The organism is Agaribacillus sp. DX54, assembly GCF_056858335.1.
Map to the genome: position 1 here is coordinate 1 of NZ_JBXEQE010000004.1, position 23,838 is coordinate 23,838.

Consider the following 23,838-nt stretch of genomic DNA (forward strand, 5'->3'; position numbering starts at 1 on the left):
CTTTATCTTAATAGGAAGGCTGTACTAAAAATTGAACCCCACAGTCAAAATAGCATTTGTATTGTTCGTGGCAATATTAGCTACAGGGCCGGTGCCATCGAAGAAAGTGTAGGGACTATAATTTCTTTCCTCCGACAAATTAGTAACTACCCCGAGATCTGCATAAAATTTCTTGAATCTCACCCCAGCTCCCAGGGATAGTTCAGTTCTGCTTAAATCGATGTCCTCAGTAGTGTAAGGATCACCATGATAACCTAAACCAGCCCTGAAGCGGAAAACGTCATGCCTGTATTCTCCCCCAACCCTGAAATTGACAACCGAAGTATACAAGGACTCGATCGTTCTGTTGTCAGCAGTTGTGGAAAAATCATTGGAACTCAAGCTGCTGTTTCCGTAATCGATGTATTCAACATCCGCACTGATAAACCCATTTTTACCAAAGAAAAAAGCAACCCCACCATTTAACCTCAACGGGGTGGTAAGGTCATAGGTAGAAATAAATAGGTCTGATTGAACAGTTTCCTCTCCCAAAGTAATGTTCTCAGGTTCATAAAAGAAGTCGTCGTAACTGGCATTGATAATTACGTCACTTTCTTCGTCAAACTGATAATAGGTAGGAGTAACCAAAGAAGCCCCTACCCTGATGTGATCATTTGGTCTGAAAATAAAGCCTACAGTAGCATTAATTCCACTACCATCTATATTTAACCTTTCCCTGATCGTAAAATCATTAATTCCGGGATCAGGGGCATCAAAATTCGACTCGCTGTAGGATTTGGTTTGTTCGTAGTTAACAGAGGTAATACCCAGGCCGATTCCAAAATAAAAACGATCGGCCACATTGCCTCCGTAGGAGATACTCCACTGGCTTTGGGATCCTTCGGTGGTTACTATTTCCCTCTGGACAGGTAAGCCAAAGATAAACGAGTCATAAGCCCCGTCAATAGGATTTCCAACATCATCGATGGCTGGGTTAATCAGAAATATGTCGTAAGCTAGTCCTGTTAAACCATCCAGGTCATTAATCAAAATTCCATTGGCATTCTCAATGAACTGATCTATAATGGAAGAGTTGGGGTTTCTGCCCTCATAGGTAAATTGATCATTAAAGTTATTGGTTTTTGTATAACTAATTCCAAACGATCCCCCTCTCCATGAACTGTTGGCATTGGATCTGGGCGAGCTGAATACAACGCCCAGATTATCGAAACCAAAACGGCCTCCATTGTCTCTTGTATTTAACCCGAAATATTCTGAATCATTGCTGTATAATTTCAGGGATGGGGTAAAAGAAACCTGTGAGCGGTTGAAGAAGCCCAAACCCGCAGGGTTAGAATAAATGTTGCTAACGTCTCCTCCTAATGCAATTTGCGTTCCTCCTATCGCCTGAATACGGGCAGTACCTCCGGGAACTGTTCTGCTGAAGCGTAATGCCTCGTTATAATAACCAATGGCATTTTCATCTATCTGGGCATTGACATTTTCAAAAGTCAATAGCATACCCATGCTTAAACATATAAGCTTTAATATCTTTTTCATACTACTTTTTCGCTATAATTAAATATCGCGGGAATCCAGGCAATGAACTTTTAACTTATCAACCAACCAGGGGGCCAGCCAGAGGGAGTACTAATTCCCTCTCCGGCTGCGGCTTGAACTCCTTGACCCTGAACTGCTGGGTCTGGAGGAGCTGCTTCTTGAATAGCTGCTTCTGCTACTTGAGCCGTAAGAGCGTCCGTAGCTTGAACCACTGGACCGGGTTCTGGAACTGCTTCTTGAAGGTGCGCTTCTCTGGTAGGAGGAGCTACTTCTTCTTGGTGCAGTATAACTACCTCCGGTTCTTGAATTACTCTGTCTTCCGGAGCGTATGCTGCTTGAAGAAGGTCTGCTTGTGTTTCTGTTATACGTAGCGCTCCGGCTTGTACTACGGCTGTTTGTTCTGTAATCATTGCGACTATAACTTCTGCTGGTATTGCCGGTAGGACTTAAGCTCCTGGCCCTGGCTACATTTCTGGACCGGGTAGTTGAGGGTCTCGACCGGTAATATTCATTCTGTGTTCTTGTCGTAGGATTTCTCCGGCTTACCCTGCTGGTGGTGCCACTACTATTTGCCGCACTTCTGACACGGCTTCGCGAACTGTTTTCAATGCTTCTGCCGGGTGTGCTTGCTGTCGTAGTTCGTCCGATACGACTACCCTGGCTGATTCTTCTTCCGGCGCTGTTGTAAAACTCACCATTGTTGTTAACTACATATACATTATTGAATCCACGGTTGAATCCCCACCATCCTCGATTGAAGGCATTGAATCCTATGAAACCTCCATTGAACATAGTAGGTCCGAAAAACGGATCATAGAAAAAGGGATCGTTAAATGGGTCATAGAAAAAGGGATCATAAAATCGGTTCCAACGGTTCCATCTATTCCACCGGTTCCAATGAATGGGACTGCCAAATGACATCCCGATGCCGAATCCCGGCCCCCAGCCGAAGCGGTTGAATCCCGGCCCCCAGCCGAAGCGGTTGAATCCTGGTCCGTAAAAGCCACGCATGAAGGGATCATTGAAGCCAAATCCCGGATTGAAGAAAGGGTCATGGAAAGGATCATAAAAGGTATTGAAATTATTAAATGCCCCAGCCCTGGCATTTGGTACCCTGAAGTTATCATAAGAGTTGTTTGGGCGGTAATTTTCACCTTCGTTGTAATCTTCTTTGAAATATTCAGTATCGTCTTCACCGGTTTCAGCTTCATCTGCCGGAGCACTTTGGTATTTAGCCACATAATCCGGATTTAATGTCCTTGCTGAATAACTATCTTCCTCGTACTGGTATTGCTTACCTTGTTGCTGGCTGCCGGAAGACCTGGTACTGGCAACTGCCGCACTCCTTTTGACTCCGCGATCGCTTGCAGTGAAATACATATCATCATATTCAGATGTCTGGGCAAACTGGTTTTGGCTGCATGACCAGAACCCCGCTGCGGTGAATATGACTAATACTAAATTTGTGATTACTGAAGATTTCATGATTTCCCTTTCTAATTTAGTGAACCTTTACATTTAAATATACGACAAATTTAGAATTTTGGCTTAATTATAAACTGTAAAACTTATATTTGCCGATATTTTTCACATTTAAAAATTAAACAAAATTCATACCAAAAAATGAGTAAGGGCCTACCTAAAATGGGAGATGATTATTCCCAATGGTATAATGAATTGGTAAAAAAGGCGGATCTGGCTGAAAATTCCCCTGTCAGGGGCTGCATGATTATTAAACCTTACGGTTTTTCTATCTGGGAGAAAATGCAATCTGTCATAGACAAAATGTTTAAGGAAACCGGGCACACCAATGCCTATTTTCCTTTGTTTATTCCCAAGTCCTATTTGAGTCAGGAGGCAGATCATGTAGAAGGTTTTGCCAAGGAATGTGCGGTTGTTACTCATTACCGGCTTAAAAACGATGAGGGTGGCCTGGGATTGATTGTCGATCCCGAAGCGAAGCTGGAGGAAGAGTTGATCGTCAGACCCACTTCGGAGACAGTTATCTGGAGCACGTACAAAAACTGGATTCAGTCTTACCGGGATCTGCCATTGTTAATCAATCAATGGGCTAATGTAGTACGCTGGGAAATGCGAACCAGACTTTTTCTACGGACGACAGAATTTTTGTGGCAAGAAGGGCACACCGCTCATGCTACTGAACAGGAGGCAGTGGAAGAAGCTAACAGGATGCTTGATGTATATACGGATTTTGTGGAAAATTATATGGCGGTACCAGTAATCAAGGGAGTAAAGACAGAAAGTGAGAAGTTTGCCGGTGCAGTAGATACCTACTGTATCGAGGCATTAATGCAGGATGGTAAAGCGCTGCAGGCGGGAACATCACATTTTCTCGGTCAAAATTTTGCCAGGGCTTTTGATGTAAAATTTTCTAATCAGGCAGGTAAACTTGATTTTGTTTGGGGAACGTCATGGGGGGTGACCACCCGGCTTATGGGGGCTTTAATTATGGTTCATTCTGATGATAACGGTTTGGTATTGCCACCAAAACTGGCCTCGGATCAGGTGATTATCGTCCCGATATTTAAAAATGACGATCAATTAAATGCCCTCCGCGAAAAAGCTAATCAAATTATCACTAAATTGAGAGGAAAAGGTATCACAGTAAGACTGGACGACAGAACGACTCATAAGCCAGGTTGGAAGTTTGCAGCATATGAATTGAAAGGCGTGCCTGTCAGAGTGGCCATTGGTCCCAGGGATCTTGAAAACAATACTGTGGAGATAGCAAGACGGGATAACCTGAGCAAAGAGGTGGTTTCTATGGATGCTTTGGAGGAATACATTGAAAAGCTGTTGATAGATATTCAAAAGAGCTTGTTCGAAAAAGCCAGGCTATTCAGAGATGAACATATTACGAAAGTCGATACCTACGAAGATTTTAAAGAGGTTTTGGAACAAAAGGGAGGGTTTATTTATGCCCATTGGGATGGCAATGCCATGACGGAGCAAAAGATCAAAGAAGAAACCAAGGCAACCATCCGGTGCATTCCGTTAGATGGGAAATTGGAAGAAGGCAAATGTGTATATAGTGGCAATCCTTCCAAACAACGGGTGTATTTTGCCAGAGCATATTGATATAGTTTTTATTTATCAAAATAATAAATATTTTGTACCTTAATTTTTCTTAACTTCCTTTATGATCACTTGGTTAGTCATTATAGGATTAATCCTACTTGGACTTGGATTAATCATTGTTGAAGTAATTTTTGTCCCGGGAACTACCATTGTTGGAATCCTGGGAATAGTATTAGCCGGGGTCGGTGTTTACCTTAGCTTTTCGAATTTCGGCAATAATACAGGAACTCTTATATTAGTGGCTACCGGAGCTGTCGCCTTGATCGCACTTTTGATCAGTTTTAGAACAGGGGTATGGAAAAAATTTGCCTTAAAAGACCAGATCTCAAGCAAATTTAATGAGCATATTGAGATTACCACGCAGGAAGGAGATGAAGGAGTGGCGCTTTCCTCTTTGAAACCTATTGGTAAAGCTGAAATTAACGACAAGGTTTTTGAAGTGAAAACCAATGGGAATTATGTGGATGCAGGTGAAAAAGTTAAAGTAATAAAAATTGATAAAAATAAAATAATTGTTGAACCTATAAAATCAAACGAATAATATGGACGGTGGCTTTTCATACATTCTTATTATCATAGCGGTAATAATTGTATTTTTCATATTTCTTTATTTTGTGCCCCTGAATTTATGGATTACTGCTATCTTTTCCGGCGTCAGGGTAGGTCTGCTGGAACTGGTGGCTATGCGTATTCGTAAAGTTCCTCCCAGCGTGATTGTCAACTCATTGATCACGGCTAGAAAAGCGGGGCTGGAAGTCAGCACCAGAGAGCTGGAGACTCATTATTTGGCAGGGGGCCATGTACCATCAGTTATCAAGGCATTGATTTCAGCAGACAAAGCCAACATCAACCTGGGCTTCAAACAGGCTACTGCGATAGACCTGGCTGGCCGGGATGTATTTGAAGCAGTTCAGATTTCAGTGAACCCCAAAGTGATTACCACGCCAAAAGTGGCTGCTGTGGCCGCGGATGGTATACAACTGATAGCGATTGCCAGGGTAACTGTTAGGGCCAATATTCAGCAGTTGGTCGGAGGAGCCGGTGAAGACACTATTTTGGCCAGGGTAGGCGAAGGGATTGTTACCTCCATTGGATCAGCGACCACACATAAAGAGGTACTGGAAAATCCGGATAAAATCTCAAAGCTTGTGCTGCAGAGAGGATTGGATGCCGGGACGGCTTTTGAAATCCTTTCCATTGATATCGCTGATGTGGATGTAGGGGCTAATATTGGCGCTAAACTACAAATTGATCAGGCCAATGCCGATTTAAAAGTTGCCGAGGCCAAGGCAGAGGAGCGAAGGGCCATGGCTGTTGCCAGTGAGCAGGAAATGAAAGCCAAGTCACAAGAGGCCCGGGCCAAGGTTATTCTTGCAGAGGCTGAAATTCCAATAGCCATGTCAGAAGCATTCAGATCAGGTAACCTGGGCGTAATGGACTATTATAAACTGGAAAATATTAAAGCCGATACCGGTATGAGAGAGTCCATATCAGGCGAAGGTACCAAAAAGACCCCCGGGAAAGGGGACAAACCAAAGCAAAATGATTAACCCTAAAAGGAAAGATTAAAGCTTTTGAGCCCTGACTCCCCTTTGTCAGGGCTTATTTTTTATTCATTAATAGTAACATTTTCCCAATCTACGGCCTTTAATCCAAAAAAAAGATCACTGGCTTTATCGTATTGTAGTTTTTTATACTTGACAGGGATTGTCCCTGCCCCCTTTTCATTGATTAGTCCGAATTTGCCATAATTGCCCACGATAAAATATCCATTTCCCAGATCAGTTACCGATTCATACTTTGGAAAGATAACCTCATAGCCGTTATTACTTACAAGCCCTGCTTTATTTCGTAAATAAGTAAGATAATTTCCGAATGAATTTCTGGCTATTTTATCGTAGGTAAGCTTCACTAACTCCTGTCCGCTTTTGTTGATGATCCCATAACGGTTATTTTTGCCAACTACCGCAGTTTCATTCTTAAAACTGCCAGCTTTCTGATATTTAGGTTGAATCTTCAGTCTTTCTATTTTATCAATGTATCCCCATCTTCCCAGTAGATTGATGGGTGCCATACTTTCACTGAATTCACCAATTGAATCATAACGATTGGCCACTCTCAATTTTCCATTAAAATCAATAAAACCGTATTTTTTGTTAATCCGAACGCCTATAAAGTCCTCGCTGGCGAGTTGAACTTCCTCGAGCCCGTCTTCCAAACCGATTAATATTCCACCTGCCCGTTTGAGTAAGCCCTTTTTCCCATCTTTTCCAAACACATGCAGCCTGCCTCCCACAGCTACTTTTATATCATCGTATTCACTGGTTAAAATTCTTTGGCCTCTTGGATCAAACAATCCTACCTTGCCGGAGTTGGTTTTTTCAATGATAAAACCATTTTCTCCGTAAAGGGGATAATAGCCCTGGTAAATTCCACCTACTCCTCTTTTATAGATAGCAAAAATAAAATGAGATTTAACCACAAAAACATTAGGATTGATGATCTCGACCCTGTGAAAATTCGGTGGCACTATATATCGCCCGAATTTATCAATAACAGCATGTTTCTTTTTGTGATGAACCACGGCAATACCCTCATTGAAGTTGAAAACAGCGTCATATTTAGCCTTGATGACTTCATGACCGTATTCATTGACAAATCCCCACACACCGTTTTTTTTAACACTGAAATACCCGTCACTCCATTCGCCGATTTGATCATAACTTATTTTGTTGATTTTCTGTCCTTTGCTGTTAAAAATGGCCCATTCATCATCCTGAGAAACCTGCCTTCTGGTAACAAAAAAATCCCTGTATTGGATAATGGAATCATAAATAGCCGGAATGACTATTTCGCTGTAATTGGCAATCGCCCCGTACTTACCCTCTTCTTTAAAAGTAGCAAAACCGTTTCTAAACTCCCCAAATTTTCTTTTTCCCAATTGGATTACAGGGTGATCTCTGTGGTCGATGATGTATTCATACTGTCCTATTGTCGCCTTCAACAAAGAACGGTTGATGGCTTTTAAGGTGTCATATGCAAGGTGTTGCAACAATTGATTTTCCGCGGTCAGCAAATCCCACCCCGAAAAAGGCAGTCCCTGCAGGTTCCCATCTTCTTTTCTGGCAATTTTTTTATAGGTAGGGTTTACCAAGACTTTTCCGTGGGTGTCGATAACACCTTTTTTGCCATTTTTATCGATTAAATGTAAATTTTTATCCAACACTAAAATGGAATCATATGCAAAAGGTGTAAGCTGAATACCATCATTTGAAAACAATGCTGTTTTGTTTTCATTATTAACCACACTCAATTGTCCACCCACCAGTGCAGATATTTTATCATAGACAAACGGGATAATCACACCCTCCTTTTTGCTGATAAGACCATATTTGTTTTTATTATCAACCGGTTTGGCTGCAATGAGTCGAACCCCTGCAGGTGTTAAGAAATTATATTTAAAAGAGATTACCACCTTTTCGTTGGTGTTGATTACACCATAGCTTCTCTGTACAGTTTTCACCCCTCTTTTACTGGCTACTACCAGGTTTTCGCCATATGGAATGACAGATGTATAGTTGGCAGAGGTGACTTTAGTTGATTTGAGATGCAGCAAGCCCCACAAGTCGTTATTTTTGTAACCTATATAACCATTTACCGGTGTATAAGAACCATTTACCCATCCCACTTGTTGATAACCAACAGCAGTTACATGCCTGCCATTTTCATCTGTAATGGTGTGCAAATTGTTCTCAACAATAATTTTATAACCATCAGTTAGATCAATGACAGCAGGACTTTCCGGCGCTTTGTGAGATTCATATAAAAAAGTATCGTTTGTAGTTTGGTTGTATGCTAAAAAGCTGATCCCCAGACACCCAAAATACAGCACTATTATCTTAAAAAATAAGTCCCTTGTTTCCAACCGTGCTAATGTATAAATGTATATGAAAGCAATATAGAAAGTTTATCTGATATAGTTTTCTATGACTTTGCTGAAATTCTTACAATTTCGGTAAATAGCGAATATTTATTAAACCATGGAAAGAAGAGGTTAAAAAACAGGCAATTATGCAGACAGACTTTTCTTATCCTGTTTGTCGGAAGGTGATTTTTCCAGGTCAAACAAATCGCTTAGCACGTCAATTAACGTCTCTGCTTCTCCTCTTTTACAGGCGGCCTTCAATTGTAAAACCGGAAGTTTAATAATTTTCTGCATGATACTTTTAGTCAACTTATCGACCATCTTGGCCTGTTGCAGATCCGTCCCCTTCAAATAGCGGGCTACTTCCTCCTGTCGTATTTCTTCCAGGGCATCTTTTAATTTATTAATGGTTGGGGACACTACCATTTCGCTGGACCATGTAGAAAATTCGGTGATAGACTCCTCGATAATCTCCTTTACCCTGGGGATGGCCTTCATCCTTTTTTCCAATGCTGCGTTGGCTTTGGATTTTATATCATCGATATTATAAAGTAATGCTCCGGGTAGCTCATCCACCTCATCTTCAATGCTGCGGGGTACCGATAGATCAAAAAAGTACTTGTGTCCCTGAATATTCAGGTTTTTGACCATTTTTGCAGAGATAAAAGGCTGTTCGGAAGCGATAGACGAAATTATTACATCGGTATGGATAAGTTGGGATACTGCTTCATCGAATGGGATTGTATCGAATCCGCACTCGGCAGCCAGCTTTTCTGCTTTATGGGCTGTTCTGTTGGCAATAAAAACATTTTGGAGGCCTGCATCGGCAAGGTTACGGCATACATCTGCCCCGATTTCACCAACCCCCAGTATTAAAATATTTGGATTGATGATCTCTGCTGCCAGATCCTTTACCATATCCGCTGCTACATAGGATACTGAAGCAGCGCCATCGCGGAAGGTTGTCTCCTGTACCACTTTTTTGTTAGTGAAAAAAGTGGTGTGCATTAACCTGTGTAAAAAAGGACCCGCTAAACCTGCATCCGCACTTGACTGATAAGCCCTTTTAACCTGGTTAGAGATTTGCAGGTCCCCGACCACCTGGGCTTCCAACCCTATCGCCACGCGAAAGAGATGCTGAACAGATTGCTGATGATTATCTATATCAACAAAATACTTTTGATATTTTCCGATCTTTTCTATCCCATTCTCAATACCAATGAGTTTGATGATTTTCTTGCTTTTATTGCCGATCGCCTGATAATATATCTCAGTGCGATTGCATGTGGAGAGAATTAGCGCTTCTGAAACATCTCCGAATTCCTTAAAGTATAAAAGCAATTTATTGACCTGATCATGATTCAGGGCCATCAATTCCCTTACCGCTATCGGTGCGGTTTTATGAGAGATAGTAACTACTCTGAAATTAAATTGCATAATACTCATTAACAACTCACAAAAATAAACGATATAGTATCAAAATGAAACAAAGCCTTACGCTAAGTATTAATTTATAACAGTTTTAAATAGAATTAACTCGATTTAAAACAATATTTTTGATATAAAAATGATTTTGATCATTTATCACATCCATAGGAATAAGCCTGTTTCAGGTTTCAATTCTTTGATAAAAACTTTAATTTAGAATTTTTATGATAAAGCAATTGAAATCCCGGATCAGAAAGTACTTTGGTTTTTCCGGAACTGAAACCAAAGGTTTCATGGTTTTAGTCATGCTATTCCCCATTGTACTGACCCTGCCAGCGTTTTTAAAGATTTTTATCAACCAAAATACCACTGACATCACCGTTAAAACAAAACAACTGGATAGTTTAGTTGCATTAATGGAAGAAAAAATTGTTTCGCGGGAACAGGCAAAGTATAATAAAAAAGCAACCGGGAGCGTTGAGCTCACCCGGTTCAATCCCAATCTTGTCAGCTATGAGGAAATGCTGGCTCTTGGGTTGACCCCCAAAGTTGCAGGCAGGATCATAAATTATCGCAAAAAAGGGGGGCACTTCAAGGTAAAAAAAGATTTCAAAAAGATTTATGGCCTTACAGAAGCTCAATTTAACCGGTTAAAGGGTTACATTGACTTACCTAACGACTATCAATACAAAGAAGAAAGGCCGGAAATCATCGAAAAAAAACATGAGTTTTCCGATAAAGTTTTAAATTATCATTTTGATATCAATCGGGTTGATGAGGAACAGTTAAGGTCGATTCGAGGTATCGGACCTACGTTATCCGTACGTATTGTAAAGTTTAGAAACAGATTAGGAGGGTTTGTAGCCATTGAACAGGTTGAGGAGGTTTATGGGTTATCCGTAGAAATAAAGGAAGTGTTGCAGGAACGAGGTTATGTGGAAAATGATTTTCGGCCCGAACTAATTAATATAAACCATGCCAATGCCGATGAACTTAGTGTACATCCTTATATCACCGGGAAGCTGGCAAACCAAATGATAAAATACAGATCGCAACACGGAGCATTTAAGAACCTGGAACAACTCATGAATATTCATATCATCGGGAAGCATGATTACGACAAACTGAAACCCTATCTTACTTTATAAAATATTCGTTAATATTCTTAGTTATAAAAAGGTTAAATAAATACAAATAAGGAGTAAAATATTCATGAGACGTATTCTGCAATCTTATTTGAGAAAACTTACTAATTTATCGACCAACAACAGGTCACTGTTTCTGTTGCGATTGGTAAATAACCATTTTTTGGATTTACATGAACTGGATTTTATCAATAATGCCCCTTCATTTGGGATTATTGAATCCCTGTTGACACAAAAGCCAAAGATTAACATATGCCAGGAGTCTGATAGCCGTCATGAACCTACCAATATGATCAGCCATCAACTAAAGAAAATTGACCGGACTGAAAAATTCATATACGAGGAGCGCGGAGCAAAAGATTTGTATATAGCCTGGCCATTTGTACGAGGTAAATTTAAAGATGGAACACCCGTTCGTGCGCCACTGATATTTTTTCCGGTTACCCTGGAGTTAAAACAAGGGAAATGGATATTATCATCACGGAGCGAAGTCAATGTTACTTTTAATAAAAGTTTTATTCTGGCTTATGCTTATTACAACAAGGTGAAGCTGGATGAAACATTAATAGAATATAATTTTGAAGAAGGATTTGAGGATAGCAGGGAATTCAGGACGTCCTTGTATCGACTGTTACAAGAAAGCAATCTGGAAATAAACTTCAATCAGGAAAACTTTGCGGATCAGCTTTCATCATTTGAAATCTTCAAAAAGAGGGATTTTGAGGTACAGCAGAAAAATGGAAGGCTAACGTTATTTCCCGAGGCTGTTCTGGGCATTTTTCCCCAAGCCGGTTCTTATATTGTGCCTGATTATCTGGATTTAATCGAAAGGCCTTATGTACCTGATCTGGAAGAATTCTTTAGTAAAAGATCAACCGAGGATGCACCTGACCAAAAAGCGGGGTACGCTGATGTTTACAGGTTTTTGGATAAGGTAAAAGAAGAACAGACCTTTACCCCCTACCGTCTGGATGCCTATCAGGAAAATGCATTGAAGGCCGTTAAAAAAGGGAACTCTGTGGTTATTCAAGGCCCGCCAGGCACCGGCAAATCGCAATTAATATGTAATCTCATATCTGATTTTATCGCCCGGGGCAAAAAGGTTTTGATGGTTTGTCAGAAAAGGGCCGCTTTAGATGTAGTATACAGGCGGTTGAAGGAAAAGGATTTGGCAGACTTTGTCGCTTTGGTTCATGATTTCAAAAATGACCGTCGTGACATATACGCGCAAATCGCCGGCCAGGTAGATAAATTGTACGAGTACAAATTGAAAAACAACAGCCTGGATTCGATTCAAATGGAAAGAAAATTTCTTCAGAGCAGCCGAAGGATCGATCAGATCAGTGAAGAGTTTGAGGAATACAAATTTGCTTTGTTCGATGAAGCAGAGTGCGGTATATCGGCAAAAGAATTATACCTGACCTGCGAACTGGTAGAGGAAACTATCAACCTGAAACAGGAATACCGCTTTTTTAAGTTTGATACGCTCGACGATACACTGAGAAAATTCAGAAACTACTTTAGCTATGCCCTTGAGTTTGACCGGTTGGGCCACCCATGGTATGGCCGGAAAAGCTTTAAAGACTTTGGCATTGCTGATTTAAAAAAAATAAGCAGCATCCTCAATGAAATACCAAAATTTCAGGAAGAAATCTCCAAAGAAGCTACCGGTATTGTCAACAGTGAATTAAAAATAGAGGATTGTGAGGCGGCCTTGTATAAAGAAAAAGAGATCCATAAGCTTATCGATACTTTGAAGTCTGAGAAAGTGTACAAGTACTTTCGTCAGATGATGGCTGTGGATAAGGTGGAGACGGATCTTTTATGGCTTACCAACACAGAGCGGGTATTGTTGGATTGTTTTAAGGGGGAGGGGCCGGAGATCAGTTTGAAAGCCTCTGAATTAGGCAGATTTCAGGAGGTATTGCAGCGGGCCATTGCCAGCAGGAAAAACCTTTTCCGGTCTTTGCATTGGCAATTATTTTCGAAAGACAAGTTTTGGATCAAAAGGGTTATTGTTGCCAATGATATATCCAGTGACAAAAAATCATTCAGCAAATTGATCGAAAAAGTGGATAACCGCTTAAATTTTGAGCATAATTTAAGTAAGCTGATAGCATGCGAGTGGTTGATAGATTTGCCCGAAGGGTTCAGAAAGGCAGATTTTCAGTCCTGGTTTTACGATCAAAAATCGGCTTTGGCCTCCAAACTGGCCTTTGTTTCACTGAGAAACTTTAAAGCCTATTTTAATGTGCTGAAGCTGGATTATCCGGACCTAAAATCCGGAATGGAAGCATTGCTGGATTTGTTCAAAAAGGTTGTGGAAAGAAAACAAACCTGGCTTGAATATCTGACACCATTTCAGATAAATCATATTCTGGAAAATTCCGATCACATAGATTTATTGGATAAATCGTTAAAAGCAGACTTTGATTCTATTTGCGAATTCGATCAATTGAGTGCGAACCTTGAAAACCATGAGCGGCAGGTGATTAATAAACTACTTGAGTCAAGTGAGAGCCCGCAGTTGGATGAATTGCTGGCACTTTTTGACAATAGCCTGCGGTTAACCTGGCTTGATCATATTGAAACCAAATATCCTATTCTGAGATCAGTATCTTCCCTGAAATTTGAGCAGATGGAGCTGGAAATGCAGGAAAATGTAGCGGAAAAACTCATTATCAGCAAAGATATTCTTTTGCTGAAAACCCGGGAAATTACCTATGAGGATGCGCAATACAACCGGCTGAACAACATGATTACCTATAAGGAGTTATATCACCAGGTTACTAAAAAGCGGAAAATCTGGCCTATTCGTAAGGTTATTGCCAATTTTTCCGATGAATTGTTCAGGTTAGTGCCTTGCTGGATGTCCTCGCCAGAGTCGGTTTCAGCGTTGTTTCCCATGGAAGAGTTTTTTGATCTTGTAATATTTGACGAAGCATCTCAATGCTTTGCAGAAAAAGGAATTCCAGCCATGTACCGGGGCAAGCAGATTGTAGTGGCAGGTGATGATAAGCAGTTAAGGCCCAATGATTTATATAAAGTCAGGTGGGAGGAGGAAGAGGAGGAATTGGCTGAACTGGAGCTGGACTCCCTGTTGGAACTATCGGCAAAACATTTAATGCAGTTACAGTTGCAGGGACATTACCGGAGCAAGTCTTTGGATCTTATCGATTTTTCAAACCGGTATTTTTATGATGGCAATTTAAAACTACTCCCTGATTTTAAAGATATTAACTACCCCGAGCCACCCATACATTACATAAAAGTAGCGGGTATCTGGAAAAACAATATTAATGATATCGAAGGTCAAAAAGTGGTCGGGCTTGTACGGGAATTTATAAAGGATCATCCGGAAAAGGAAATTGGGGTAGTGACTTTTAACATAAAACAACAAGAGCACATACTGGACTTGTTGGATAATGCCGCTAGCAATGAAGGTTGGTCTTTACCGGAGTCTTTTTTTGTTAAAAACATTGAAAACGTACAGGGCGATGAAAAAGATATCATTATTTTTTCAACCGCCTATGGCCCTGATGAAAGAGGTAAAATCATTATGCAATTTGGTAGCCTGAATGCCACAGGGGGCGAGAACAGGTTAAATGTGGCCATTACCAGGGCCAGGGAAAAGATTTATATTGTCAGTAGCTTGTTGCCATCACAGTTAAAAGTAGATGACAGCAAAAATGAAGGTCCGAGATTGCTTAAAAAATACCTGCAGTTTGCCAAGGATGTCTCTGAAGGTAATTTCACGCCACAGCCAAGAGCCACCAAGGCCTATCATATTAACTGGTTTCTGAAATCAAAAATAAATGAGATAGCCGCCGGAATGGATGACAGGTATGAACTGGCCAACGAGTTACCGTTTACCGATTTGTCAGTGAAGGAAGGGCAGTATTACAAAGGGCTGGTGCTCACCGATGATGATATTTATCACCAAAGCATTTCGGTGAAAGAACCACATGTTTACAGGCCTTTTACCCTGCTTAGCAAAAACTGGAAGTTTATTTCCTTTACAAGCCGTCAATTCTGGCAAAACAGAGAAGGCATGAAAGAAAAACTGATGCGTTTTTTCAACCGTCTGGAAGAATAGCTGCCAACTATTCATTATCGACCCGCTTAACCCGGATGCCTATGGCCAGGATTTCAGGTAATGTATCCCTTCTCATAAATTGTTGAATGGTGAACGTGTATTTACCGGGCTGGTCAAATGAATAGTTCTCAACAGATAACACCTGTAAATCAAAAATATCTCCCAGGCCATTTCCCAGTGGCCTGCCGGTTTTTTCGTCAAAAATATTCATATTTTGCAATTCAGATAATAGCTTGTTGCCATTGGTATCTTCCAGCGAGTAGGTTAGATACAGGTTGTGAAAAGGGAATGCTACGGAGCTCCGGATGTTGTAATAAATGTTGTAGGGTTGGCTGGTATCGGTAATCTCGAAGTCAAAACGCTTGATATCATCTTTGGGCCATTTCCGGTTCTCAATATCGATGTTCTGCTCAAAAACCATTTGGCTGTTACATCCCCATAAAAGAAAAAGTGAAATGAATGAAGTGAAAATAATTAACCTGAACTGCATATTTAATCTATTGAGGGCGATTCTTTCCTCTTTTTCGGCTTTGCCGTTTCTTTTTTTTCTTTTTTGATTTCTGATTGAATTTCTTGTCCATTTTTACCAGGTCACTATTAAGTTGTGCCTCTTCAATATTGTTGGTCTCTTTATTTTCCAACAGCGAAAATGGTTTTTTGCCCTGTTGGTTAAACTTGATTATTTCAGCTACCCTGGTAGCGGGCACAGCGTGCCAGGAATTTTCATTTTCATAACCGAACCACATTATTTTTCTGAAAATATCGGTTTTTTGCAGTTTAGCATCACCTTTTTCAGTCAGCAGGGGCTTCTCCAATTCCGGGATATCTTCCAATGCTTCCATATATGTCTCCAGTTCGTAATTCAGGCAGCACTTAAGCCTTCCGCACTGACCTGACAATTTGCTGGGATTGAGCGAGAGGTTTTGATAGCGGGCAGCGGTAGTAGAGACGCTTTTGAATTCACCGAGCCAGGTAGAGCAGCATAATTCCCTGCCGCAGGAACCAATCCCCCCCAACCTTCCGGCCTCTTGCCTTAAGCTGATTTGTCTCATTTCCACCCTGATCTTAAACTCACCTGCCAGTACCTTTATCAGTTCCCTGAAATCCACCCGATCATCGGCTGAATAATAAAAAGTCGCTTTGGTATTATCCGCTTGATATTCAATATCGGATAATTTCATCGACAGGTCGTGTTTCTGGATAATTTCACGCGTGCGATAGAGCGTGGGCATTTCCCTTTTTTTAACTTCTTCAAATTTCTGGAGATCTTTATCGGTTGCTAACCGATACACTTTCCGGATATCTTCGTTGTTTACTATCTTCTTGCGTTGCATTTGTAACCTGACCAATTCCCCCTGCAAGGAAACATAACCTATATGGTGGCCATTCGGAACATCTACCACCACCGGGTCTCCTGTGGTAATATCCAGTTTATCGGTATTCCTGAAGAAATCCTTTCTGCCTCCTTTGAATCTGACTTCTACAACATCAAAGCTACTCGTCACTGGCATTTCCATGTTAGAAAGCCAATCAAATACATTCATTTTGTTACACCCGCCGGTAAGGCAACCCCCATTATTTTTACAACCGGCTACCGAGGCATTACTGCCGCATGATTTACAACCCGACATTACTTCCTGTATATATTTATACTTTTTCCGGTCAGGGAAAAAGGTTGGTTCAAAACTTTATAACTATCCTAAAGTTAGTTGTAAAAAAAATCAATTTCAAATTCACAGCAATTAAAAGTTCAAACATGGATTGTCTCCTTTAATTGCTGATTCTGAGTATATCCTGTCCTATATCCTTTCTGAAATTCACTTTTTCCCAGCTAATTTTGTTTACATCCCTGTAAGTTTTCTCAAGACTTTCCTGAACGGTTTCCCCCATGCCTGTAATGGCCAGCACCCGTCCCCCGTGGGTAAGCACCTGGTTTTCTTTCCCTAACCTCGTACCGGCATGAAAAACGGTTGTTTCCTGAATGCCATCCGCGCCGGTTATCGGAAAACCTTTTTCATAGGCACCCGGGTAGCCACCGGAAACCAATACTACTGTAGTTGCTGTTTTAGGATTTATTTTGATGTTTTGGTTTTTCAGTTTTTTGTCTGCGGCTGCCTCCAACAGATCAACCAGATCATTTTCGATACGGGGTAAAACGGCTTGTGTCTCAGGATCACCCATTCTTACATTGTATTCAATCACATAAGGATCCCCCCCCACATTCATTAATCCAATAAAAATGAACCCGCAGTAATCAACTCCGTCCTTCTTAAGCCCGGCAATGGTTGGCTGTATGATTCTTTTTTCCACCTTTCCCATAAATTCATGATTGGCAAACGGCACCGGTGAAACGGCCCCCATACCACCGGTATTGGGCCCGGAATCATTATCCCCTATTCTTTTATAATCTTTGGCCTCAGGCAGGATCACATAATCCTCTCCATCCGTTAAAACAAAAACGGATAATTCGATGCCCGATAGAAACGCTTCAATCACCACCTTGGCACTGGCTTCCCCAAATTTTTTCTCAACCAGCATTTCAGTCAAAACCCCGGAGGCCTCCTCCCTGCTTTGGGCAATGATTACGCCTTTGCCCGCAGCAAGGCCATCGGCCTTTAGCACAATAGGCAATGATAAGTCTTCCAGGTAACGTAGCCCCTCATCCAGTGATGCTTTTGTGAATGTCTTAAAACCGGCCGTCGGTATTCCATATTTTTGCATGAAATCTTTGGCAAAGTCCTTACTTCCTTCCAATTGTGCACCATTTTTCCCCGGGCCAATTATCCTGATATGGCTTAGCTCTTGTGTTGCTTTAAAATAGTCTGCGATTCCTTTTACCAACGGCGCTTCAGGTCCGATTACCATCATAGCTATGTCGTTTTCCAATACAAATTCCCCTATCCGTTCAAAATCGTCAATAGCTATGTCTACGTTGCGACCGATAGCAGAGGTGCCTGCATTTCCGGGCAAAATAAATAGATTTTCACATTTTTGACTTTGTCTTATTTTCCAGGATAAGGCGTGTTCCCTGCCTCCGGAACCGATGATAAGTATATGCATAATAACAGGACTGAAATAAAACCTCGCCAAAAATACTTTAATAAAAAGAATTTGCAAGTTAATCAGGCAATTGATTGGGACCCGTCAATTGGCAAATTCAGAGAGGAATTTGATACGCATAATTCTCAGCTCCTCTTCCGCGTAGTCTTCATCTTTCAGCTCCTGCATGGCGACATTGATATTGTCGGTTTCGGCATTCATAAAATAATCATATATATCCTCCTGCCGCTCGTGATCCATGGTTTGATCAATGTAGTAATCCAGGTTTAGTTTTGTACCTGAGTAGCATATGTGTTCAATTTCATCGATGAGCTCTTCCATGGTGATGCCTTTTGATTCGGCAATTTCTTCCAGCTCCACCTTTCTGTCGATTTGCTGAATGATGTATATCTTGGTTTTGGATTTGTTTACAGTAGATTTTACTACCACATCTGAGGCGGTTTCAATTTCGTTCTCATCGACATACTTATTAATGAGATCAATGAAATACTTCCCGAATTTTGCCACTTTACCCATTCCTACCCCATTTATCTGGGCAAGTTCCTCTTTGGTTGTCGGATATATCGTTGCCATTTCTTCCAAGGATGGATCCTGAAAGATTACATAGGGGGGAAGGTTTTTTTCCTTGGCGACCTTTTTTCTCAATCCTTTGAGCAGTTCAAAAAGGCTTTCATCATAGGCCTTGGAGTTAATCACTTCCCTTTCAGGCTCTTCTTCCTCACCCAGGTCACTGTAGTCGATATCTTTCGACAATATGAGTTTGTATGGATCTTCCAGAAATGACCTGCCTTTTACAGATATTTTCAAAACCCCGACATTGTCAATATCTTTTTCCAAGAGCTCATTTAGCATCGTTTGCCTTAACACGGAAGCCCAGAATTTATCGCACTCATCTTTCCCTGAACCAAATACAGGGAGTTGATCATGGCTATAACTCTTGGTATATTGATTTTCAGATCCGATCAGCACATTGGCCAGATGGTTTATTCCGAAACGTTCGCCCGTTTGTTCTGCCGCCTGGAGCGCCTTCAATACATAATCCTGACCTTCGAATTTTTCCCTGGGTTTTAAACAGGCATCGCATTTGCCACTTTCCTTGCAATTCTTCTCATCGTATTCCTCACCGAAATAGTGCAACAGTTGTTTCCTTCTGCAAACGGAAGATTCAGCGTATGAAACCATCTCATCCAAAAGGATTTTGGCATTTTCCCTTTCCGTGACGGGTTTATCTTTGCTGAATTTTTCAAGTTTTATAATGTCATTATAACTATAAAACATGATACATTCACCTTCCAGGCCATCTCTTCCGGCTCTTCCCGTTTCCTGATAATATCCCTCCAGGGACTTGGGGGTGTCATAGTGCACTACAAATCGTACATCAGGCTTGTCAATACCCATACCGAAGGCGATGGTGGCCACAATAACATCTACCTCTTCATTGAGGAAGTCATCCTGGTTTTTCATCCTGACAGCAGCTTCGAGACCTGCATGGTAGGGGGCGGCATTGATATCGTTGATTTTAAGAAGATTGGCAATTTCTTCCACCTTCTTCCTGCTTAAACAATAGACAATACCTGATTTGCCTTTGTGGTTTTTAATAAATTTTATCAGTTGCTTTTTCGTATTTTGCTTTGGTCTTACCTCATAGTACAGGTTGGTGCGGTTAAATGATGATTTAAACACGTCCGCATTTTCCATCTGCAGGTTTTTCTGTATATCAAGCTGTACCTTTGGTGTAGCCGTAGCAGTGAGGGCGATGATTGGTAACTCACCCAGTTGCTGAATAATGGATTTTATCCTTCTGTATTCCGGACGGAAGTCATGACCCCATTCCGAGATGCAGTGGGCCTCGTCGATGGCAGCAAATGATATGTTGGCTTTTCTCAGAAAATCAACGTTATCTTCCTTGGTCAGGGATTCGGGGGCGACATAGAGCAGCTTGACCTTTCCTTCCAAGGTGTCATTTTTGACCCTGGTCATTTCAGCTTTGGTCAGCGTTGAATTTAAGAACTGGGCATTAACCCCCAAAGCGATGAGTTGATCTACCTGATTTTTCATCAGGGCGATCAAGGGTGAGATGACTATGGCAGTACCCTCCATCATAACTGCAGGTAATTGATAACACAACGATTTACCGGCGCCTGTCGGCATAATTACGAATGTATTTTTACCATTAAGGATGTTATGAATAATGGCTTCCTGGGTTCCTCTGAAGTGTCCGTATCCAAATACGTCTTTAAGCTTATCTTTTAATTGATCCAACTGTGCTTCCACCTTGAATTAACTTTATTTCTTATAATAATTGTTGAATTGTTTATCTTTACGGCAAAAATAAAAAGAAGCTTGCACATTTTGAAGATAGCAAAAAATATTAAATATACCGCTAAAGAAGTATTATTAAATGAGGCTAAAGCGGTTGAAAAATTAGTCGATTATTTAAACGAAGATTTTGAGTTATGTGTTGCAGAAATTCTGGCCAGTAACGGAAGAGTGGTAGTCACCGGCGTCGGAAAAAGTGCTATCATCGCCAGCAAGATTGTTGCTACTTTTAATTCTACGGGCACACCGGCCCTTTTTATGCATGCAGCAGACGCTATCCACGGAGATTTGGGCATGGTACAGGATAATGATCTTGTTATTTGCATTTCAAAAAGCGGTAACACGCCCGAAGTAAAAGTATTGGTTCCGTTACTCAAAAGAACCGGAGCCAGGCTCATTGCCCTTGTGAGCAATACGCATTCCTTTCTGGCAGAGCATGCCGATTTTGTGCTCAATGCAACCGTGGATTCCGAAGCCTGCCCCAACAACCTCGCCCCTACCACCAGCACCACTGCACACCTGGCGTTAGGCGATGCGCTGGCGATATGCCTGCTTAAAGCCCGGGGATTTTCTGACGAGGATTTTGCCCGTTATCACCCGGGAGGAGCCCTGGGGAAAAAACTGTACCTGAAAGTAAACGACATATACCCTGGCAATCAGGTGCCGGTGGTACAACACGATGCACCCATAAAGGATATTATCATAGAAATTTCGGGCAAAAGACTAGGGGCCACAGCGGTGGTTGGCCCCGATACAAAGCTGATTGGCATCATCACAGATGGGGATCTCAGAAGAATGTTGGAAAAAAACATAGAAATTGGTAATATACAGGCCAGTGATATAATGACTCAAAATCCGGTCACTATCGACAAAAACGCATATGCAATAAGGGCACTTAATATCATGCAAAACAAAAATATCACCCAACTGATCGTGGAAGAACAAGGCGGCGTCATAGGATTTATCCATTTGCATGATATTCTCAAAGAAGGGATTGTTTAAGAGGTGATAGGGGTGATTCCCGGATTTTAATTTAGAAAATACCACCCTCTTTTCAATATTGCCCTTCACGGTTAAAGATTTCTATGGTTTAAAAAACAATCGGTAATGTGAAATGAAAAATTATTATGCAGTAATTATGGCTGGTGGTATCGGCAGCCGTTTTTGGCCCTATAGCCGGGACAAGTTTCCCAAGCAGTTTTTAGATGTATTAGGTACCGGGAGCTCGCTTTTAAGACTGACTTATGAAAGGTTTTTAAACATTTGCCCGGTAGAAAATATTTACATAGTAACCAGCCGGAATTATGAAAACCTTGTAAAAGAACAATTGCCGGAACTGACATCTGACCAAATATTGCTTGAGCCTTACCGAAGAAACACAGCCCCGTGTATTGCTTATGCCAGCTACAAAATACGAAAGCAAAATCCTGACGCCATCACCGTAGTCACCCCATCTGACCATGCTATATTTAAAGAAGATGTATTTGTCAATGCCATAAAAATAGCGATGGAGGAGGCCTCTGACTCGGACAAGCTTATTACGCTCGGCATTCAACCTACGCGCCCCGAAACCGGATATGGCTATATTCAGTACCTCCCTGGCGACGAAAGACTTAAAAAAGTAAAAACTTTCACAGAAAAGCCAGCCTATGAGTTGGCAGTAAAATTTTATGAAAGTGGGGAGTTTCTATGGAATGCCGGCATATTTATCTGGAATGTAAACGCTATTGTCAAATCCTTTGAAAACTTTTTGCCGGACATAGCCGAGGTTTTTGAGGAAGGGATTGTTAATTACTTTACCGACCAGGAGCGTTATTTTGTTAATCAGGCCTATGCGCAGTGCAAAAATATTTCGATCGATTATGGTATAATGGAAAAATCCCGGAACGTTTATGTGGAGTTAGGGGAATTTGCATGGTCTGATTTGGGCTCCTGGGGATCGTTGCATGAGATGCGGGAAAAGGATACGAATAAAAATGTGGTAGCAGCTAATGCATTAATTTATGATAGTGAGGATTGTGTGGTGATGGGGCCCAAAGATAAATTAATTGTAGTACAGGGATTGAAGAACTATTTGGTGGCGCAATGTGACAATGTAGTGCTGATTTGCGATAAAGATAATGAAAAACAATTCAGGACTTTTGTAGCTGACGCAAAAGATAAAAAAGGAGAAGATTTTGTTTAATGCCATTATTGCAATTTACAGACCGTGGAATATATTGCAAACAGGCCGGTATTTACATCGATCCGTGGAAACCGGTCGATAAAGCGCTAATCACCCACGGGCATGCCGATCATGCAAGATATGGCCATGGTCACTATCTTTGCCACCATCATAGTAAGCCTGTATTACAACTCAGGCTGGGAACTAACATTGAAATACAAACGGTAACTTATCATGAATCCATCAACGTTAACGGGGTTACCATTTCTTTCTACCCGGCAGGTCATATCATCGGATCGGCACAAATAAGACTGGAATACAAAGGATGTATCTGGGTAGTTTCCGGAGACTATAAAATTGAAGACGATGGGCTTTCCGGGGCTTTTGAGCCGGTAAAGTGTCATTATTTTATTACCGAGTGTACTTTCGGACTGCCTGTTTACAAGTGGCGTCCGCAAAAGGAGGTATTTGACGACATCAATCATTGGTGGCAAAAAAACAAAGAGGCAGGCAAAACCACTGTAATTATCGGGTATTCCCTGGGAAAAGCGCAAAGGATCATCCAGGGGCTGGACACTTCCATTGGCCCCATATTGACCCATGGGGCAGTAGAAAACATCAATCAGGCTTTGCGGAATGATGGAGTCAGTCTCAATGAGACCATTCGGGTCACCGCAGATTTCAATAAAAACCAATTAAACGGCAGCATTGTTGTAGCACCGCCATCGGCAGCAGGCACAACCTGGATGAAAAAATTTCATCCATATTCAATAGGAATAGCCTCCGGCTGGATGGGGCTGAGAGGGGCCAGGAGGAGGAGGTCGGTAGACCGTGGATTTGTGCTGTCGGACCATGCAGACTGGATTGGTTTGAACCAGGCAATTAACGAGTCCGGGGCTGAGTATGTGATAGCCACCCATGGCTACACCAACGCCTTTGCCCGCTGGCTGAATGAAAAAGGAATTCAGGCGGGGGTGGAAAGTACTATGTTTGAAGGAGAGCTATCGGAAATTAACGAAGGCAGCGGTGGTAAAGTGGTAAATGATGAGGTGCAAAATTAGCT

Annotated in this window: 16 protein-coding genes; 8 read left to right on the top strand and 8 right to left on the bottom strand. The window is 41.4% G+C overall.

The genetic code is table 11. From position 1 onward, the window contains the following. Positions 1-24: 24 nt before the first annotated feature. Both AC04NP_RS05995 and AC04NP_RS06000 read right to left on the bottom strand, forming a co-directional pair. On the bottom strand, positions 25-1,539 hold the full coding sequence (locus AC04NP_RS05995; RefSeq protein ID WP_482858609.1) for an OmpP1/FadL family transporter: 1,515 nt from the start codon (positions 1,537-1,539) through the stop codon (positions 25-27). A 90-nt stretch (positions 1,540-1,629) separates the two neighbouring features. Then, positions 1,630-3,024, bottom strand: coding sequence for a hypothetical protein (locus tag AC04NP_RS06000; RefSeq protein WP_482858610.1), 1,395 nt, complete (start codon positions 3,022-3,024; stop codon positions 1,630-1,632). Positions 3,025-3,162: 138 nt separating this feature from the next. On the opposite strand from AC04NP_RS06000, the gene proS reads away from it, so the two are divergent. The 3 genes from proS (at position 3,163) to floA (ending at position 6,188) form a co-directional block, all read left to right on the top strand. Then, a complete protein-coding gene (gene proS / locus AC04NP_RS06005) occupies positions 3,163-4,638 on the top strand; it encodes a proline--tRNA ligase (protein ID WP_482858611.1) in 1,476 nt (491 codons plus the stop codon). A gap of 61 nt (positions 4,639-4,699) precedes the next feature. Continuing rightward, entirely contained in the window at positions 4,700-5,179 is a 480-nt protein-coding gene (locus AC04NP_RS06010) for an NfeD family protein (protein ID WP_482858612.1), read from the top strand. Between the two features lies 1 nt (position 5,180). Beyond that, the gene (gene floA, locus AC04NP_RS06015; protein ID WP_482858613.1) at positions 5,181-6,188 is read left to right on the top strand and encodes a flotillin-like protein FloA; all 1,008 of its coding nucleotides are present in this window, start codon (positions 5,181-5,183) and stop codon (positions 6,186-6,188) included. A gap of 59 nt (positions 6,189-6,247) precedes the next feature. Here the strand turns inward: floA and AC04NP_RS06020 are convergent, their stop codons facing one another. Together AC04NP_RS06020 and hemA are read right to left on the bottom strand one after the other, a co-directional pair. Then, positions 6,248-8,563, bottom strand: coding sequence for a WG repeat-containing protein (locus AC04NP_RS06020; RefSeq protein WP_482858614.1), 2,316 nt, complete (start codon positions 8,561-8,563; stop codon positions 6,248-6,250). 144 nt (positions 8,564-8,707) lie between these two features. Continuing rightward, on the bottom strand, positions 8,708-10,009 hold the full coding sequence (hemA, locus tag AC04NP_RS06025) for a glutamyl-tRNA reductase (RefSeq protein ID WP_482858615.1): 1,302 nt from the start codon (positions 10,007-10,009) through the stop codon (positions 8,708-8,710). A gap of 206 nt (positions 10,010-10,215) precedes the next feature. On the opposite strand from hemA, the gene AC04NP_RS06030 reads away from it, so the two are divergent. Together AC04NP_RS06030 and AC04NP_RS06035 are read left to right on the top strand one after the other, a co-directional pair. Then, positions 10,216-11,139 carry a ComEA family DNA-binding protein gene (locus tag AC04NP_RS06030; RefSeq protein WP_482858616.1) on the top strand — a complete coding sequence of 308 codons (924 nt, stop codon included), beginning with the start codon at positions 10,216-10,218 and terminating at the stop codon, positions 11,137-11,139. Positions 11,140-11,203: 64 nt separating this feature from the next. Next, positions 11,204-15,232 (top strand): AAA domain-containing protein, encoded by a 4,029-nt coding sequence (locus AC04NP_RS06035; RefSeq protein ID WP_482858617.1) that lies wholly within the window; start codon positions 11,204-11,206, stop codon positions 15,230-15,232. A 7-nt stretch (positions 15,233-15,239) separates the two neighbouring features. Here AC04NP_RS06035 and AC04NP_RS06040 read toward each other — a convergent pair whose 3' ends face one another. The 4 genes from AC04NP_RS06040 to recQ all read right to left on the bottom strand — a co-directional run bounded on the left by AC04NP_RS06040 (position 15,240) and on the right by recQ (position 20,566). Continuing rightward, entirely contained in the window at positions 15,240-15,722 is a 483-nt protein-coding gene (locus tag AC04NP_RS06040) for a gliding motility lipoprotein GldH (protein ID WP_482858618.1), read from the bottom strand. A 7-nt stretch (positions 15,723-15,729) separates the two neighbouring features. Then, positions 15,730-16,863, bottom strand: a complete 1,134-nt coding sequence (locus AC04NP_RS06045; RefSeq protein ID WP_482858619.1) for a PSP1 domain-containing protein — start codon at positions 16,861-16,863, stop codon at positions 15,730-15,732. 139 nt (positions 16,864-17,002) lie between these two features. Beyond that, positions 17,003-18,292: a phosphoribosylamine--glycine ligase gene (gene purD, locus AC04NP_RS06050; RefSeq protein ID WP_482858620.1), complete on the bottom strand. Its 1,290-nt coding sequence runs from the start codon at positions 18,290-18,292 to the stop codon at positions 17,003-17,005. A gap of 84 nt (positions 18,293-18,376) precedes the next feature. After that, complete coding sequence (gene recQ, locus AC04NP_RS06055; RefSeq protein ID WP_482858621.1) at positions 18,377-20,566, bottom strand: DNA helicase RecQ; 2,190 nt, start codon at positions 20,564-20,566, stop codon at positions 18,377-18,379. Positions 20,567-20,644: 78 nt separating this feature from the next. Between recQ and AC04NP_RS06060 the strand changes: the two genes are divergently transcribed. From AC04NP_RS06060 to AC04NP_RS06070, 3 genes are all read left to right on the top strand, one after another. Further along, positions 20,645-21,613, top strand: a complete 969-nt coding sequence (locus tag AC04NP_RS06060; protein ID WP_482858622.1) for a KpsF/GutQ family sugar-phosphate isomerase — start codon at positions 20,645-20,647, stop codon at positions 21,611-21,613. Between the two features lie 112 nt (positions 21,614-21,725). Further along, the gene (locus AC04NP_RS06065; protein WP_482858623.1) at positions 21,726-22,796 is read left to right on the top strand and encodes a mannose-1-phosphate guanylyltransferase; all 1,071 of its coding nucleotides are present in this window, start codon (positions 21,726-21,728) and stop codon (positions 22,794-22,796) included. Next, positions 22,796-23,836 (top strand): ligase-associated DNA damage response exonuclease, encoded by a 1,041-nt coding sequence (locus tag AC04NP_RS06070; RefSeq protein WP_482858624.1) that lies wholly within the window; start codon positions 22,796-22,798, stop codon positions 23,834-23,836. The genes AC04NP_RS06065 and AC04NP_RS06070 overlap by 1 nt, the downstream gene beginning before the upstream one ends. Positions 23,837-23,838 lie beyond the last annotated feature (2 nt).